General features: G+C 46.3%; 16 protein-coding genes. 15 read left to right on the top strand and 1 reads right to left on the bottom strand.

What is annotated here, in order from left to right:
* Position 1: 1 nt before the first annotated feature.
* From HTH_RS00810 to HTH_RS00795, 4 genes are read left to right on the top strand one after another with little or no spacing between them, the layout of a single operon-like run.
* Positions 2-1192, top strand: coding sequence for a nitrous oxide reductase family maturation protein NosD (locus HTH_RS00810; RefSeq protein ID WP_012962810.1), 1191 nt, complete (start codon positions 2-4; stop codon positions 1190-1192).
* Positions 1189-1887 (top strand): ABC transporter ATP-binding protein, encoded by a 699-nt coding sequence (locus HTH_RS00805; RefSeq protein ID WP_012962809.1) that lies wholly within the window; start codon positions 1189-1191, stop codon positions 1885-1887. The genes HTH_RS00810 and HTH_RS00805 overlap by 4 nt, the downstream gene beginning before the upstream one ends.
* Positions 1872-2639 (top strand): ABC transporter permease subunit, encoded by a 768-nt coding sequence (locus tag HTH_RS00800; protein WP_012962808.1) that lies wholly within the window; start codon positions 1872-1874, stop codon positions 2637-2639. The genes HTH_RS00805 and HTH_RS00800 overlap by 16 nt, the downstream gene beginning before the upstream one ends.
* Position 2640: 1 nt before the next feature.
* The gene (locus HTH_RS00795; protein WP_012962807.1) at positions 2641-2985 is read left to right on the top strand and encodes a c-type cytochrome; all 345 of its coding nucleotides are present in this window, start codon (positions 2641-2643) and stop codon (positions 2983-2985) included.
* Here HTH_RS00795 and HTH_RS00790 read toward each other — a convergent pair.
* Positions 2946-4889, bottom strand: a complete 1944-nt coding sequence (locus HTH_RS00790; RefSeq protein WP_012962806.1) for a 4Fe-4S binding protein — start codon at positions 4887-4889, stop codon at positions 2946-2948. The two genes, HTH_RS00795 and HTH_RS00790, sit on opposite strands and share 40 nt — an antisense overlap.
* A 167-nt stretch (positions 4890-5056) precedes the next feature.
* Here HTH_RS00790 and HTH_RS09915 point away from each other — a divergent pair, with 167 nt between their 5' ends.
* From HTH_RS09915 to cobA, 11 genes are all read left to right on the top strand, one after another.
* Complete coding sequence (locus HTH_RS09915) at positions 5057-5230, top strand: hypothetical protein (RefSeq protein WP_012962805.1); 174 nt, start codon at positions 5057-5059, stop codon at positions 5228-5230.
* A gap of 1 nt (position 5231) precedes the next feature.
* Positions 5232-5762 carry a cytochrome c oxidase subunit II gene (locus HTH_RS00785; RefSeq protein ID WP_012962804.1) on the top strand — a complete coding sequence of 177 codons (531 nt, stop codon included), beginning with the start codon at positions 5232-5234 and terminating at the stop codon, positions 5760-5762.
* A 12-nt stretch (positions 5763-5774) separates the two neighbouring features.
* On the top strand, positions 5775-7442 hold the full coding sequence (locus tag HTH_RS00780; RefSeq protein WP_012962803.1) for a cytochrome c oxidase subunit I: 1668 nt from the start codon (positions 5775-5777) through the stop codon (positions 7440-7442).
* A complete protein-coding gene (locus HTH_RS00775; RefSeq protein WP_012962802.1) occupies positions 7442-8710 on the top strand; it encodes a cbb3-type cytochrome c oxidase subunit I in 1269 nt (422 codons plus the stop codon). Before HTH_RS00780 ends, HTH_RS00775 begins: the two co-directional genes overlap by 1 nt.
* Entirely contained in the window at positions 8694-9434 is a 741-nt protein-coding gene (locus HTH_RS00770; protein WP_012962801.1) for an SCO family protein, read from the top strand. Before HTH_RS00775 ends, HTH_RS00770 begins: the two co-directional genes overlap by 17 nt.
* A 67-nt stretch (positions 9435-9501) precedes the next feature.
* A complete protein-coding gene (locus HTH_RS00765) occupies positions 9502-11157 on the top strand; it encodes a nitrite reductase (protein ID WP_012962800.1) in 1656 nt (551 codons plus the stop codon).
* The gene (locus HTH_RS00760) at positions 11157-12779 is read left to right on the top strand and encodes a cytochrome D1 domain-containing protein (protein WP_012962799.1); all 1623 of its coding nucleotides are present in this window, start codon (positions 11157-11159) and stop codon (positions 12777-12779) included. The genes HTH_RS00765 and HTH_RS00760 overlap by 1 nt, the downstream gene beginning before the upstream one ends.
* Entirely contained in the window at positions 12763-13251 is a 489-nt protein-coding gene (locus tag HTH_RS00755; RefSeq protein ID WP_012962798.1) for a V4R domain-containing protein, read from the top strand. The genes HTH_RS00760 and HTH_RS00755 overlap by 17 nt, the downstream gene beginning before the upstream one ends.
* Positions 13244-14326, top strand: a complete 1083-nt coding sequence (locus tag HTH_RS00750) for a radical SAM/SPASM domain-containing protein (RefSeq protein WP_012962797.1) — start codon at positions 13244-13246, stop codon at positions 14324-14326. The genes HTH_RS00755 and HTH_RS00750 overlap by 8 nt, the downstream gene beginning before the upstream one ends.
* Positions 14314-15369: a cytochrome D1 domain-containing protein gene (locus tag HTH_RS00745; protein ID WP_012962796.1), complete on the top strand. Its 1056-nt coding sequence runs from the start codon at positions 14314-14316 to the stop codon at positions 15367-15369. Before HTH_RS00750 ends, HTH_RS00745 begins: the two co-directional genes overlap by 13 nt.
* Positions 15362-16111 (top strand): uroporphyrinogen-III C-methyltransferase, encoded by a 750-nt coding sequence (gene cobA, locus HTH_RS00740; RefSeq protein ID WP_012962795.1) that lies wholly within the window; start codon positions 15362-15364, stop codon positions 16109-16111. Before HTH_RS00745 ends, cobA begins: the two co-directional genes overlap by 8 nt.
* Positions 16112-16137: the final 26 nt, after the last annotated feature.

The following is a 16137-nucleotide window of genomic DNA, read 5'->3' as shown; positions in this document are numbered from 1 at the left end:
CATGTTTAGCTTTATGCTTTCCCTTCTCCTCGTCTGCTCAACCTGTGAATTCAAAGACATACAGAGCGCTCTGAAAAAGGCAAGGGAAGGCGACAGGATAGTGGTGAAATCTGGAACATACAAAGGTGGTATAGTTATAGACAAAAAGGTGGAGCTTGTGGGAGAGGGAAAGCCAGTGGTAGATGGCGAGGGGAAACTGCAGGTGATAACTGTAAAGGCGGACAGCGTAAAGATTGAGGGTTTTATAATAAAGAACTCCGGCATGTCCTACAGCGAAGATATAGCCGGACTCAAAGTGATAAATTCAAGAGACTGCGTTATAAAAAACAACAAATTTCTAAACAACTTCTTTGCTATTTACCTTGAGAGGGTGCAAGGCTGTCTTATTGAGGGAAACAGCATAGTGGGCTTTGCAAGGTCCGAAGGCTCTTCAGGTAATGGAATACATGCTTGGAACTCGGAAAAAGTTATAATAAGGAACAACTATGTGAAAGGACACAGGGATGGTATATACTTTGAGTTTGTAAAAGACAGCCTGATAGAAAACAACAGAAGCGAATACAACCTCAGGTACGGACTTCACTTCATGTTTTCCAACGACGACACTTACAGGAAAAACTACTTTTATAAGAACGGTGCAGGTGTGGCGGTTATGTATTCAAAAAACATAAGGATGGAGGAAAACACCTTTGCCAAAAACGAAGGACAGGCAAACTACGGGCTTCTTCTGAAGGACATATATGACAGCGTCCTCTACGGAAACAGGTTTATCAACAACACCCACGGAGTTTATTTAGAGGGATGCAACAGGACAGAGTTTAAAGGAAACCTCTTTGAAAACAACGGCTGGGCGGTTAGGATATACGCCAACAGTGAGGACAACCTGTTTATCAAAAACTCTTTTTTGGGCAATGCCTTTGATGTATCCACCAACACACTCTCCTACTTTAGGAACACCTTTGAGAGCAATTACTATGACCAGTACGAAGGCTACGACATAAACAGGGATGGATACGGAGACATACCTTATAGACCTGTGTCCTTTGTAGCTGTACTCTTTGAGCGGTATCCCCTTTCCCTTCTTCTCTATGGGAGTTTTTTTGCTCACATTATGGATGCTGTAGAGAGATACATTCCCTTGCTCAATCCCCAATCTCTTCTGGATAGTAAGCCTTTGGTGAGGAGACCGTGATAAGGTTTGAAAGCGTTTATAAGTCCTTTAAGGGAAGAAGGCTCTTTGATGGCCTGAACCTTGAACTTAAAGAGGGAAAAACCACAGCCATACTTGGACCGAACGGCTCTGGAAAGACCACCTTAGTAAAGATGATCCTCGGTCTTGTAGTGCCTGACAGAGGGAGGATACTTGTAGATGGACGGGATGCTCGTAAGGATGCGGAACACAAGAGGTTAATAGGCTACATGCCTCAAATTCCAGAATTTCCAGAGAATCTCAGCGTTAAAGAGATAGTTTCCATGGTCAAAGATATAAGGGGTCAGGAGGCTGTCAGGTTTAAAGAACTCATTGAACTTTTGAACCTTGAGATGGAATTGGACAAGAGGTTTTCAAGCCTTTCGGGAGGTACAAGGCAGAAGGTAGGAGCCTTAGTATCCTTAGCCTTTGACCCTCCTATGCTCATACTGGACGAACCTATGGTAGGCCTTGACCCCATATCAGCTTACAGGTTAAAGAGATTTATCCTTGAGGAGAAACAGAGGAATAAAACTGTGCTCTTTATATCCCACATAATGAGTGAGGTGGAAGAGGTGGCTGACTATGTGGTGTTTTTAGCGGAGGGGAGAAAAGTCTTTGATGGTAGCCTTGAAGAACTAAAAGAAAGGACAGGTAAAGAAAGGCTTGAGGAGGCTGTGCTTTGTTTGTTAAATTAACCAAGTATATCTTCTATGACCTCTTGAAGAGTAGATGGGTTTTGGCAACCTTTTTCTTTTATGCCTTGGTAGTATACATACTGCTTGAGTTTGGGAGGAGCGTAGAAAAGGCTGTGGTGAGTTATGGCAACCTCTCCTCTCTTTCTCTTTCCCTTTTCTCCCTTCTTCTTTCTACCACATACCTTTATAGTAACAGGAACTTTTTTGAGTTCCTCCTTTCACAACCCGTAAAGAGGTCTACCCTAATGCTTTCCATTAATGTCAGCTTAAGCCTATCCCTCTCCATCAGCTATCTGCTTGGTTCCCTGCTTCCCTTTTACTACTTGGTGGGCTACAACCAGGGTTTTTTTAGGTGCGTACTTCTTAACCTCTTTTTGGTACCGCTTTTTGTAAGCTTAGGTATCCTTTCATCCTTACTGGTGGAAGACAGGATAAGAGGATTTGGCTTTTCCCTCTTTCTTTGGCTTTTCTTCTGCGTATTCTATGACGCTATACTTTTGTACCTTGTAATAGCTCTTTCCGACTACCCTGTGGAAAAGATGCTTCTGACCCTCACACTTTTAAATCCTATAGACCTGTTGAGGCTCACTCTTCTTATGGAGGTGGGACTTTATGAGCTTATGGGCTTTGTGGGAAGGTGGTTGGCTAACTACCTTAAAGACCTCTGGTTTCTACCTGCCTTACTCTCTGCCCTTTACACTTTATTAGTATTTCTTTTGAACCTGAGTGTCTTCAAAAGGAGGGATTTTTAAGATGTGGCTTTTGCTTGTTTTTCTTTTCGTGCTTTCCTGCGAGAAGGCAAAGGTGGAAGAAAAGCCAAGCCTGGCAATAAACACGAAGGAGCTTATTAGATGGAGAGGATGCACTGACTGTCACGATACTAAAAGGTCCTTGGTAGGACCTTCCTTCTTTGACATATCCCAAAGATACGAAGAGAAAGATATACTTGTGAAAAGCATACTGGAAGGTTCCTGCGGAAAGTGGAAGGCAAGGTGGGAGTGCATGCCTCCTCAGAAGGTGAGCAAGGAGGAGGCGGAGAGGATGGCAGAGTGGATCCTTCATCTCAGAACAACGAAGCCCCCAGAGTCCTCGTCATAGGTTATCAGCAAGCTATCCTTTGCTTTCAGATGAGCGTCAAGCTTGACCTCCTTTACCTCTCTCTTACCTTTGGTCTCCTCAAGGCGCACCCTCAGGCTATGCTTACCTGGTGGTAAAAGTAGCTCCTCGTAAACAAAAACGGATGCATCCTTCCTTATCCCCCTCGGGTTAAATACCTTGGAATATACGAGCTTCCCACCTTCATAAAACTCAACCCTCACGGGAGACCTCTCCTTCACTATAGCCAGCTGAGTTTGCATGTGCTTAAGACCTTTTCCCTCCTCCTTGTAGACCTCCACAACGGGTGAGGACCTGTATTTGAAGCTTAAAACCACTGCGGACTTCTCTTTGGGATAGAAGGATACCTTATGGGTGGTAAGTGGATAAAAGAGGAATATGGGTAGTGATATTACAAGGCTTGCAAAAGCGTAGTTCAGTCTGCCGGAAGGTACAACCTTAACCTCACGCCCTTCCTTAGACGAGTTTATAAATTCCTCCACCTCTCTCTCTATGGACTTTACATAGGGAGCCTCAAGCACAAGAATCCTTCCGCCTTCCACTCTCTTCCTGAGAATGGGTCTTCTCTTCCTTTCATAGCGCTCTTCAAGCCACTTGTTGCCCTCTCTAAAGTAGCAGTCCTCGTACTCACAGGAGATGATCACTATGCCTTTTACTCCCCTGCGGAGTATCTCCTCTGCGTAGTAAGTGTTCAAAGCTCCTGCACAAGGGAGGGTAAAGGTGAGCAAATCCTTTCTCTTTGGCGGCAGTGCGCTGAAGGGACACCTGAAGGCTACATAGGAAGGGCTTTCTTGACTCACTCCCTTAATAACTTCCTCTATGGGGAAAGTGGGAATGTCTATTGCCTGCACACTGCAAGAACCCACGCATATACCACAGCCGGCACACTTGCTCTCGTTGAGGACAGCCTTCTTTTTATCCTCAAAATCCTTCATGGTTATAGCCTCGTAAGGGCAGTCTATATAGCACTGTTCACAGCCTGTACACTTTTCAAAGTCTATATGCGCAGGAGGATTTCTCTTGCCTTTGATAAGCCAAGGGAAGAGGAAGAGAAAGGCAAAAAAGCCTAGGAAGAACAGCCAGTTGGCAGACATGGGTATGTACTTGAGCAGAGGGTATCCAAATAGATAAAACCAGTCTACGCTCATCTCAAAGGGGAGCTTGTTTATGTAGGCGGGCGGGTCGCTCTTAGCCGGGAAAATTATGGAAAGTAATATTAGAAGTAAAGTGATGGTTATGTAAAGGAATCTGGGAGGTATGAGCCTTGGTCTTGCGTTTCTCATCACATGTATCCACAGGGTAAAGACGATGAGTATGGTTAGGGCTATGTGGGCAAAGAGGAGTATTCTGAAAAGACCCCCCAGGTACTTTATATCACTCCCCAAGAAGGCGCTCATGAGGGCATCACCAAAGACCGGCAGGAAGGAGAAGAACTTGGCGGTAAGGAGACCCGTAAGCTGAGCTCTTGTATCCCAGACAAGTATGTACCCAGATACACCTATGGCTAAGAATATCAGAAGGGTTGCCACACCAGTTACCCAGGCCACCCATCTGAACATCCTGAAGCGGTCCGTTATTATCACATGTATCATGTGGGCTAAAGTGGTGAGTATGAGAGCATCAGAAGAGTACCTGTGAATACCTCTCATTATGTTCCCTATAAAGCTACTGGAGATAGCTTCTACAGAAGCGTGGGAGGTCTGAGGGTCTATGCTGTAAAAGAAGAAAAGGTATATACCCGAAAGAGCATCTACCACCAAAAGGAATACTGCTATTGCACCCAGATGATACAGAGGATTTAGCCTTGAGGTAAAAAACGTACTAACCGCGTAGGACAGTCTCTGAAAAGCCATGTAAAGAGGAGAAACCTTCTGCAGAGTTTCCATCTATCATGCACCTCCTTGCAAGTGATTACTTACTAATTAATGTAGCATGCGTGCGCGATTTTGTCAGATTTTAAATTATCTTAATATTGTGGTAAATTTAATTCTTGCTTTATTTACCTTCAAGTATTAATATTTTCAAGTAAGTAAATCCTTACGGAGGTGCCACTATGGAGGAAAGAAAGACACCCTTTCTTCAACTGGTGTTGGACGATTTTATGCTTCTGCTCTTTTTGGGAGTTACCATCTATGCGGTCTCCTATCTCATATGGGGGCTCATAGAGTTGGCGTGGCTCTCGCCAATACCCGCAGAACTAAAACAGTCTCTTTTAGGAGGTAAGTGAGATGGCTCTTTTACCGCCTGAGGAAGGATGGTACTACAAGAGGGTGGCAAAAGACGAGAAGATGTGGATAGCCTTAGCTCTGGTGGTTTGTCTTATCCTCTTTTTCTGGATGATAGTGTGGCACATCTACGGCAGACAGAACCCCTCCTTCACCACTTACAGGACTACGCCTCAGGAGTTTAACGCTCTTGCCAACGCTTTTATCAACAAGTACAGGACGGGTGAGATGAACGGCATACCGGTTGTTGAACCTCCCCCAAACAGTGATGTGTTTCTGGTGGCTAAGATGTGGAGGTGGGAACCAGTGCTTGTGTTAAAGAAGGGTCAGGAGTACAGGTTTCACATATCCTCCCTTGACCTGCTTCATGGCTTTTCTCTTCAGCCTGTGAATATGAACTTTATGGTGTATCCGGGCTACGACTATGTGCTTACCTTTAAGCCCACTTCCACCGGAGAGTTTGCCATAATTTGCAACGAGTTTTGCGGTATAGGACATCATACGATGATAGGCAAAATCATAGTAAAGGAGTGAGGAGGTCTGGTCATGTTTAGAACATGCGATATAACGGGTCTAAAGGTGGATTTAAGGGCGGAGAGACTTATACAGCTAAACGCAGTCATGGCCGTTGTCTCTCTGCTAGTAGGTGTCATAGCGGCTCTGCTTCTTGTTCTCACGAGGTGGCAGGTGGTTCACCTCCTGCCTGTGGAGTGGTACTACCGAATCCTTACCCTTCACGGTCTTAACGCTCTCATATTCTGGATAATCTTCTTTGAGGTTGCGGGTCTTTACTTTGGTTCCACCGTCGTTCTAAACTCCCGTATGTCCTCTCCCAAGTTTGGCTGGCTTGCCTTTATCCTTATGGTTCTTGGCTTTTTGCTGGTTAACTACACCATTCTTACCGGCAGTGCGGATGTGCTCATGACCTCCTACGCTCCACTCCAGGCAAGCCCTATTTACTACCTTGGCATAATTCTCTTTGCGGTAGGTGCCTTGATAGGCGTCTTTCTCTTCTTTGCCAACCTGCTCATAGCCAGAAAGGAGAGGACTTACGGTGATTCCTTACCCCTTTTCACATTTGGTCTTGTAGCTGCGGCTATAATAGCCACCCTTACCCTCGCAACAGGTGCCATCATATACATACCTACACTCCTCTGGTCTTTGGGCATCATAAAGAGCATAGATGCGGGGGTTTATAAACTCGTATGGTGGGGTCTTGGACACTCCTCCCAGCAGATAAATGTGACCGCTATGATAGCTGTGTGGTATCTGGGAGCCTTCTTAACGGTAGGCGGTGCGTCCATAAACGAGAAGGTGAGCAGATTTGCCTTTGTGTTTTACGTGATAGGTATAAATGTAGCTTCCGCTCACCACCTTCTTGTTGACCCTGGACCCAGTCCCGCGTGGAAGGTGTTTAACACCAGCTACATCATGTACATAGCAGTCCTTGCTTCTATGATACATGCTTTCGCAGTACCTTCTGCAGTAGAATCCGCCCAAAGGAGGAGAGGCTTTACCAAAGGACTCTTTGACTGGCTTAAGAACGCACCCTGGGGCAATCCCGCCTTTTCCGCAGTATTCCTCTCCATAATCATCTTTGGCTTCATAGGTGGTGTCACAGGTGTGGTCAACGGCATGGAGCAGACTAACATCATAGTCCACAACACACTTTCCATACCCGGACACTTTAAGGGTACTGTTGTAGGTGGAACTACTCTCGCTTTCATGGGAGCTACCTACTACCTGATACCTCTCATATTCAGGAAGAAGATTGCTTTCTTTGGGCTTGCCAAGGCACAGCCCTGGGTCTTTGGGCTCGGCATAGCTGTCTTGGCTGTTTCCATGTACATCCTTGGAGCCTTCGGTGTTCCAAGAAGGCATTACGACATAACCTTCTCCGGAGGTCCCTTCACTTACACCTTTAACCCTGCGGTTGACTTCTTCTGGGTTCTCTTTGCCATAGGTGGAATAACCGCAGTTATAGGTGCTTTGATGTGGATACTTATAGTGGTCTTTTCCGTCTTCTTGGGACAGCCTGTCAGGGGTCCTCAGGACATGCAACTGCAGATCGCATCACCACCGCCTCCCGCTAAAGAGCATCACGGCTTTGAAGCACCGGGAACTTTAACCCTCACTCTCCTTTTTATGGGTGTGTTCCTCGTGTTCCTGCTTCTAAACTGGGGTTGGCTCGCAGCCATGTGGGAGGTAAAGTGATGCGCCTCTTCTACCTCTCCCTCTCCCTTCTGTCTCTTGTTCAGGCTGGAGTTTTTGGACTTCTCATAGCTCTAACGCGCGCGCCCGCTTTTTCTCTCTTGAAGTCCCCGAGCCTCTTTTACCACTTTCTTGTTGGACATGTAACCTTCTCCATAACTGTATGGCTCATGACCTTTACTCTCGCCTACTGGCACTATAAGGAAGGCAGGAAGGGAAGAGTTGCACCTCCAGCCACCCTACTGGGTATGCTTCTTCTTTCCCTTTCCTGCCTTTTACCTTACGGTGAACCTTACCTGAACAATTATATCCCGGTTATTGATAGTCCAATCTTCTATGCTGGGCTTTTTGTCTTCTTCCTTGCCTTCTTCTTTGAAGCTCTCAGCAGGGTCAAAAAGCTCAAGGAAATAACCTCCTTTGAAAACATACCCCAGCTTTATGCCATGTCCGTGGCACTGGGGCTTGCCACACTTCTTTCGTTAATCCCCTCCTTCTTCATAGCAAATGCGGAAGGTGGGCAAAAGCTTTACTTTGAGAGGCTCTTCTGGATTCCGGGGCATCTTCAGCAGTTTCTTTATGCCTCGGTGATGCTGGCCGTCTGGCACGAGCTTTTAAAGAGGGGCAACGGAAAGGAGGTCTCTTCCCCTCTTCTGAGCACGGTAAACTTTCTCCTCCTTGTCTTCCCATCTTTGCTGATGGCAGGCTTCTTTACCGATATCTTTTCACGGGAGTTTAGACTTCTAACAGTCATGTCCTTCGGGCTTGGGACAGGTGTGCCAGTGCTTATCCACACTTACTATGTACTAAAAAACATCAGGCTAAGTGCAGATGTCCCCAGCTTAGCTTTGCTGTCCTCTGTAAGCGTTTATTATGCTGGGGTGGTGGTGGCTTATGCAGGCATGCAGAGCGACCTGAGAGTGCCGGCTCACTATCACGGGGTTGTGTCTGCGGTAAGCATAGCTTTTATGGGTCTTGGCTACAGTATATTAAAGGAGAGGCTCGGATACATATGCTGGGAAAGGGTCGCAAAACTCCAGCCGGTAGTTCTCAGCATGGGTATAAACCTTCTGGTGCTTGGCTTTTATATGGCAGGAAGAATGGGAGCGCCAAGAAAGACTTACGGTTTTGAGTATGTTATGAATACGAAAGTGCTCATCGCACTGAACATAGCAGGGCTGGGAAGTCTTATGGCAGTCCTTGGAGGTCTCCTCTTTATTCTTTACGCAGGGCAGTCCCTGCTCAGTATTTATAAACATGCTAAAGCTTATTAGTCTTCTGATTATAGTATGTACTGCCTTCGGAAGCTTTCTGCCGGACGAGAAGAAGAGCATAGGCACTTACATACCTGACATACCTTTGGAGATACATACGGGTGAAGTCTTGAGGATAAAGGAATTTGCGGGGGGTAAGGTAATTATCATCAATCCCATATACACCAGGTGTAGCTCCGCATGTCCTCTGATGACAGAGGGTCTCAAAAGAGCTATAAAGGATTTAATGAATGATGTAAAGGTTATATCCCTTAGCTTTGACCCAAGGGACAGCATAGAAGACCTGAAGAGGTTTGCCCGGCATCAGAGCCTGCCGGAGAACTGGGTGGTGGCAAAAAGTGAGCAGGTGGACAGCTTACTGAAATCTATAGACTTCCGATACAGGTACGATAAAAGTCTTGAAGAGTTTGAACATCCAAACATCTATGTGGTCATAACACCCTCCGGAAAGATATCCAGATACATATACGGTGTGAATCCAAAGGTAAGGGACATAAAGCTGTCCGTGCTTGAAGCAAAGAGAGAAAGCTCAAAACTCTCACCGGTTGAGGGTTTCTTTTTGAGGTGCTTCAGATACGACCCCGATAGAGGCGATTACCAGATTGACTGGTTCTTCGTCTTTGATGTGATGGGCGGTCTTCTGACTTTTCTTGTTGTCCCTGCCTTAGTGTGGGGGAAGTCTGCCTACAAAAGTTTACATGATTTTATAGTAAAAAAATCTTGACATGTGGTAAGTGTTTACTTATAATTATAATCTATGTCAGTGATTTATTTCATAAAGGAGGTAGGACATGAGAAAGAGGAAAAAGGTGCTCATAGGTGGAGCTTTAGTTTTTGTCCTTTTTGCAGGTACCTATGCACAGCAACAGCAGAAGGAGGAGCTTCCGCCTCCCCCACCTCTAACCAAACAGGAGATGGAAAGGGCTAAGGAGATCTACTTTGACAGGTGTGCGGGATGCCACGGTGCCCTCAGGAAGGGAGCTACAGGACCTGCTCTCACACCGGATAAAACGAGAAAGCTGGGGACAGAGACGCTCAAGACCTTCATCACTTACGGTACACCCGGTGGTATGCCCGACTGGGGAAGGCAGGGTATACTGACGCCTGAAGAGGTGGACCTGATGGCAAGGTACATACAGCACGACCCACCCCCACCCCCTGAACTGCCCTTAGGTGAGATGAAAAAGTCCTGGAAGGTATATGTTCCGCCCGAAAAAAGACCCCAAAAACCCGAGCACAACAGAAACTGGCAGAACTTCATGGCAGTCATACTCAGGGACATAGGTAAGGTTGCGATAATTGATGGAGATACTAAGGAGCTTGTGAGCACAGTGGATACAGGTTATGCTGTCCACATAGCCAGATATTCCGCATCGGGAAGGTATCTCTACACCATAGGTAGGGATGGCAAAGTTGTCCTCATTGACCTCTGGATGAAAAAGCCTGATAAGGTTGCTGAAGTAAAGACCTGCTACGATGGAAGGTCTCTTGACACATCCAAGTACAAAGGACCAAAGGGAGACTTCCTTGACAAGCTTGCCATCATAGGATGCTACTGGCCTCCTTCTTTTGTCATAGTGGATGGGCAGACCCTTGAACCGCTCAAGATAGTTGCCACCAGTGCCTACACTTACGATACCAACGAGTTTCTCAGAGAAGCTAGGGTAGCTTCAATAGTAGCCTCTCACTACGACCCCGAGTGGGTGGTAAATGTCAAAGAGGCAGGTCAGATATGGCTTGTAGACTACTCTAACATACACGCACCCAAGATAACCATGATAGATGCTGAGAGATTTCTCCATGACGGAGGATGGGATGCTTCCAAAAGGTACTTCCTAGTGGCTGCCAACTTCAGAGACACCATATCCGTTGTGGATACAAAGGAGAAGAAGCTGGTAAAAAACATAAAGGTGGGTACAAGACCCCACCCTGGAAGGGGAGCCAACATAGACCATCCCAAGTACGGACCTCTATGGTGTACTGGACACTTGGGAGATAACACCATCCGGTGCATAGGCACAGACCCCGTAAAGCATCCTCAGTACGCATGGAAGGTGGTTGTAAAGATGGAGATGCCCGGTGAGGGTGGAGGGAACCTCTTTATAAAGACCCATCCCAAGTCCCCTCACCTCTGGGCTGACAGAGCTTTAAACAACGACCCCAAACTCCAGAGGTCCCTCTTTGTCTTTGACAAAAACACCTTCCAGATTAAAAAGGTAATAGAGATACCACCTGAGTTTCAGGGAAGGGCTGTGCACCTTGAGTATAACAAGAACGGAGATGAGGTGTGGGTAGCAGTTTGGAGTAAGAAGAACGAGCCAGAAAAACAGGCTATACTCGTTTATGACGATAAAACGCTTACCCTCAAGAAAGCCATAACGGGCAACTGGGTGGCAACACCTACCGGACACTTCAATGTTTACAACACCATGAAGGACATATACTGATGAAGTTAAAAAACCTTCTACTACTCCCTCTGCTCTGCTCCCTCTCCTTTGGGGGAGGGGCGGAGCTGTATCTTAAATACTGCTCCTCCTGCCACGGAGAAGACAGGCTTGGAGGACACGCACCTCCCCTTTTCCCTCCCTTTTTTAATATACCAGAAGAAAGGCTTTACAGAATAATAAGGGAGGGTGCTGTGGGTATGCCCTCCTTTAAAGAGCTAAAAGAGGAGGAAGTAAAACAGATAGTGGAATTCATAAAAAGTCCCGTTGAGAAGGAAAAGCTAAGGTGGGACGAGGAGAGGATAAAGGGTAGTGTAGAAAGGGTTTATACAAAGAAGGTGGAAGTTAAAAACTTGAAAGATTACACCCTTGTAGTTGAAAGGGGTAAAAATCTCGTATGGGTTATGGAGGGGGAAAGGCTTCTGGACAAATTTGCCTTTTCCAGCATGCATGGTGGTATAAAGTTCTCAAAGGAGGGTGTGGCATACATACCCTCACGGGATGGGTGGATAGGGAGGTACGACCCTACAAAAGGTGAGCTAAAGAGGGTAAGAGCCTGTATATACTTGAGGAACATAGCCTTTTACGGTGGTCTTCTTGTAGCCTCCTGCTGGGTTCCCTCACGGCTGGTGGTTTTTGACAGTCAGCTGAATTATGTAAAGAGCTTTGAATTGCATGGTAGAATAAACGCAGTTTACGAGCTTTACATTCGTGATGGTTTTATCTTCACCTTTAAAGATAAACCTCTTGTAGGCTTTTTGAACTATAAAGACCTGAAGCTTACGTATGAAAACTTAGGGGTAGCGCTAGAGGACTTCATCATAGATCCCCTTGAGGAGTATCTTATAGGAAGCACAAGGAGTGGCTTAGAGATATACTCTCTCAACGACCTGAGACTGGTGAAGGAGCTTAAAGCTCTTGATATTCCTCACCTGGCTTCCGCCTACTTCTGGTACTCAAAGGGTGATTTTTACTTTGCCACACCCCTCCTTAATAAGCCTGTGCTTTCTGTTTGGAAGGCATACTCGTGGGAGCATGTGAAGGACATTCCCCTTGACGGCAATGGCTTTCTGGCAAGGAGCTCTTACGGGACACCTTATGTGTGGGTGGACATGTCAACAGACAGCATGCTTTTGCTGGACAAGAGGAGCCTTGAAGTTAAAAAGTTCATACCTGCGCCGGGCAAGAGGGTAACGCATGCTGAATTCACAGGCGATGGCAGGATAGCTTATGTAAGCGTGTACGAAAAGGAAGGCGCTCTGATGCTTTACGACGGGGTGAGCCTGAAAAAGCTTGGAGAGTTTCCTGCAAACCTTCCCGCAGGTAAGTATAACTTTGTAAACAAAAGCAGGTACTTTGAGGGGGCTCAGCTCGGTTATCAGGTTTTTATGGAGAAGTGCTGGGGCTGTCATCACACCACGGAGAACGCCTTTGGTCCTTCCCTCAGGTGGTCTATTCAAAACAGAGAAAAAGCACTCGTAATAGCTCAGATACTTAACCCAGAAAATACTTACAGGCTTTTGGGATACAGCAGGAATGCCATGCCCAGAATAGAACTGAAGGAGGGGGAACTGAAAGCCCTGATGAAATTTATGGAGGCATTAAAAGATGGCTGGATGGATTGAGACGCTGTCGCAGGTGAGAAGACCTCACCTGGGTGAAGATGTGCCACTTCTCGTTTTCAGAGCCTTCAGGGTCTTTACAGGCATGTACCTTGAAGATGTTCTGGGGCACAAGGGAGCAACAGCCCTCATACAGAATGCAGGAAGGGAACTCGGAAAAGAGGTTGGAGAAAGGCTCCAGGACAGTAGCCTTGATAGATACATAGGTAAAGTCATAGACTTTGTGAAGGATGCAAAGATAGGGCTTTTAATACCTGTTGATTTGAAGGAAGGCAGTTTAGTAGTCGCTCTTGATGAGTGTATTACATGCGCAGGTATGCCCAACATAGGAAAACGCATATGCCACTTTGAAGCAGGTTTTGTAGCAGGCATAGTTGAAGCCCATACGGGTAATAAGGTAAGAGCTTACGAAACCAAGTGCAACGCTCATGGGGACGGTATATGCGAAGTGGTGGTGGAGATGAACTATGCTTAGGATGACGGAGTACATAAGGAATACTCTTGAGGGCAAAAAGCCAAAAGCTTTTGAAGGTGTGATACTCATATGGAACCTGACCAATGCATGCAACCTCCACTGCAAACACTGCTACTCTTCCGCCAACAAGGATAAAGAGGAGCTAAGCTACGAAGAAGCGATAAGCCTTGTCCACAGACTGCCAGAAGCTGGTGTGAAGTTTACCATCCTTTCAGGAGGTGAGCCACTTTTAAGGGAGGACCTCTTCCATATAGCCAGACTTTTAAAGGAGAGGGGCATAAGGACATACCTTTCCACCAACGGAATTCTGGTTAAGGAACATTTGAAAGAGATCAAGGAGTGCTTTGATTATGTGGGCATAAGCATTGACGGAAAACAAGAGGTACATGACCTCTTCAGGGGCAAAAGGGGAGCCTTTGAAACTTCTTTAGAAGCTATAAGGATGTGTTTAAAGGAGGGTATAAAGGTAGGTCTCAGGTTTACCCTTACTCCCATAACTGCTGAAAGTCTTCCCTTTGTCTTTGAACTTGCGGAGAAAGAAGGAATACCTAAGGTATACATATCCCACCTCGTCTACGCAGGCAGAGGCAGGAAGCTCTCCCACCTTGAGAAGAAGGACTACAGAAGGTGGGTAGAGTTTATAGTCCATAAAGCCTTTGAGTATGTGGAGAGAGGGCTACCCATAGACGTAGTGACGGGCAACAACGAAGCGGATGCTGTACTTTTATACAGGGAGTTTGCAAGAAGGCATCCAGAGCTTGCAGACAAGCTTTATGAAAGGCTTCTGAAGTGGGGAGGAAATCAGGCAGGCGTTAAGCTCATGAATATAGACCACAGAGGGAATGTAAAGCCAGATCCCTTTTTCTTTCATAGCGTTGGTAATGTAAAAGAAGAAGACATAGTAAAAATCTGGCAGGGTAACGGTCTTTTGGGTTTTCTCAGAGAGAAACCAAGGAAGCTCAAAGGTAAGTGTTCTAACTGTGGTTTTGTAAGTATCTGCAACGGGAACTCAAGGGCGAGGGCTTACGCAGTTTTTGGGGATTACACAGAGGAGGACCCAGCATGCTACTTGTAATGCTTTTCATACTGATTTTGCCCTTCCTTTCCATTGCGGAAAAGCTCTATGTTGTGGAGAGAGAAAGGGGAAGTCTGGCGGTGGTGGAGGAAGGTAAAGTGGTCAAAGAGATAGAAGGTTTGGGGAACCTCAGTCATGCAACGGTAAAAGTATGGGAGGGTTATGCCTATGTGATAAGCAGGGATGGGTATCTGTCCAAGATAGACCCGAAGGAAGACAAGCTTTTAAAAAGGGTGAAGGTGGGAAACAGCACTATCGGTCTGGACTTTACTGACAACCACATAGTTGTTGCTAATTATGATCCCCATACGGTTGTGGTGCTGGATGAAGAGCTGAACATCTTAAAAACACTAAAAACGGGGTCAAGGAATGTGGGGATTAAGGGCTTTGAAGGTGGCTTTGTCTTCTCTCTGATGGACAAGGACGAAGTTTGGGTCGTGGAGAGGCAAGAAATTAGGAAGTTTAAGGTGGGAAATATGCCCTTTGATGCCCTCCTGAGTGGAGACATATACCTTCTTGGCTTTTTCAAGGAGTCGGGCATAGGCATGATAGACATAAAAAACAAGCTTTACAGGAAGCTGGATTTTAAGGCACAGGGGAAGGAGGTCGTTTTTAAGATACCTCACTTTGGCACATGGGGGATTGTAGGTGATGAGGCTTTTATTCCTGCTGTAGGTGAAAAAAGACTATACAAGGTGGATCTCAGGAAGATGGAGATTTTGGGTCATGTGGAGCTTGGAGGTCTTCCTGTTTTTGCCTCTGTTTCTCCCAACGGCAATTACTTAGCAGTAAACTTCAGCGGAGATAGAGAGGATTACCTGGCTCTCGTAGATGTAAAAGAGATGAAGGTTCTGAAGGAGTTAAAGCTGGGTCAGAGGATCATGCATCTTCGCTTCTCCCAGGATGGCACGAGACTGTATGTTTCTTCTTACTTTGATTCCAAGCTCAGAGCCTTTCAAGTACCGGATTTGAAGCTTTTGTATGAGCTTAATATACCACACCCCTCCGGGGTATTTTTGATAAGGAGGAACCATCATGGGTAAAGTGTACATAGTAGGTGCGGGACCTGGAGATCCGGAGCTTTTAACCCTAAAAGCTTACAGACTTATAAAATCTGCGGATGTGGTGCTTTACGACAGACTGGTAAATCCAGAGATCCTTCTACTGGCTAAACCAGAATGCCAACTCATCTATGTGGGAAAAGAGGAGGGAAAGCACACCATAGAGCAGGAGAAGATTAACGAGCTTTTGCTCCACTATGCTCACACAAAAGAGGTTGTGGTAAGGCTAAAGGGTGGAGACCCCTTTGTCTTTGGAAGGGGTAGTGAGGAGGCTCTCTTTTTGGCTCAGCACGGGGTGGAGGTGGAGGTTGTGCCAGGTATAAGCTCAGCCACAGGGGTGCCTGCGTATGCGGGCATACCCATAACCTTTAGAAGATTATCTTCTTCCTTCGCAGTCATCACAGGGCACGAAGACCCAAAGAAGGGAAGCTCAAGCGTAGACTGGGAGAGCCTGAAAGGTATAAATACCTTAGTCTTTCTGATGGCGGTTTCCAACAGGAAGGAGATAGCCAGGAGGCTCATAGAGGTGGGTAGGGACCCAAAGGAGCCTGTGGCGTTTATAGAGAGAGGCACCACCAGGGAGCAGAGGGTGGTGATAACAGACCTTTATGAGCTTGCCAACGACCCACCTGAGGTAAACCCTCCTGCTGTTATGGTGGTAGGTCAGGTGGTAAGACTTTCTCCTTATTGCGGGCAAGTTTCTGCAACCTGGCAGGCTATTTAGTTCTGTCTCTGACTTTGGGCTTTTTA

This window comes from Hydrogenobacter thermophilus TK-6, from assembly GCF_000010785.1.
Lineage (GTDB): Bacteria > Aquificota > Aquificia > Aquificales > Aquificaceae > Hydrogenobacter > Hydrogenobacter thermophilus.
This window is presented reverse-complemented; position numbering and strand designations above follow the sequence as displayed.

Excerpts from the sequence above, each read along its gene's own strand:
- HTH_RS00765 (WP_012962800.1), top strand. The coding sequence starts at position 9,502 with ATGAGAAAGAGGAAAAAGGTGCTCATAGGTGGAGCTTTAGTTTTTGTC.
- HTH_RS00745 (WP_012962796.1), top strand. The coding sequence starts at position 14,314 with ATGCTACTTGTAATGCTTTTCATACTGATTTTGCCCTTCCTTTCCATT.
- HTH_RS00790 (WP_012962806.1), bottom strand. The coding sequence starts at position 4,889 with ATGGAAACTCTGCAGAAGGTTTCTCCTCTTTACATGGCTTTTCAGAGA.
- HTH_RS00785 (WP_012962804.1), top strand. The coding sequence starts at position 5,232 with ATGGCTCTTTTACCGCCTGAGGAAGGATGGTACTACAAGAGGGTGGCA.
- HTH_RS00750 (WP_012962797.1), top strand. The coding sequence starts at position 13,244 with ATGCTTAGGATGACGGAGTACATAAGGAATACTCTTGAGGGCAAAAAG.
- HTH_RS00795 (WP_012962807.1), top strand. The coding sequence starts at position 2,641 with ATGTGGCTTTTGCTTGTTTTTCTTTTCGTGCTTTCCTGCGAGAAGGCA.
- HTH_RS00780 (WP_012962803.1), top strand. The coding sequence starts at position 5,775 with ATGTTTAGAACATGCGATATAACGGGTCTAAAGGTGGATTTAAGGGCG.
- HTH_RS00760 (WP_012962799.1), top strand. The coding sequence starts at position 11,157 with ATGAAGTTAAAAAACCTTCTACTACTCCCTCTGCTCTGCTCCCTCTCC.
- HTH_RS00770 (WP_012962801.1), top strand. The coding sequence starts at position 8,694 with ATGCTAAAGCTTATTAGTCTTCTGATTATAGTATGTACTGCCTTCGGA.
- cobA (WP_012962795.1), top strand. The coding sequence starts at position 15,362 with ATGGGTAAAGTGTACATAGTAGGTGCGGGACCTGGAGATCCGGAGCTT.
- HTH_RS00810 (WP_012962810.1), top strand. The coding sequence starts at position 2 with ATGTTTAGCTTTATGCTTTCCCTTCTCCTCGTCTGCTCAACCTGTGAA.
- HTH_RS00755 (WP_012962798.1), top strand. The coding sequence starts at position 12,763 with ATGGCTGGATGGATTGAGACGCTGTCGCAGGTGAGAAGACCTCACCTG.
- HTH_RS00775 (WP_012962802.1), top strand. The coding sequence starts at position 7,442 with ATGCGCCTCTTCTACCTCTCCCTCTCCCTTCTGTCTCTTGTTCAGGCT.
- HTH_RS09915 (WP_012962805.1), top strand. The coding sequence starts at position 5,057 with ATGGAGGAAAGAAAGACACCCTTTCTTCAACTGGTGTTGGACGATTTT.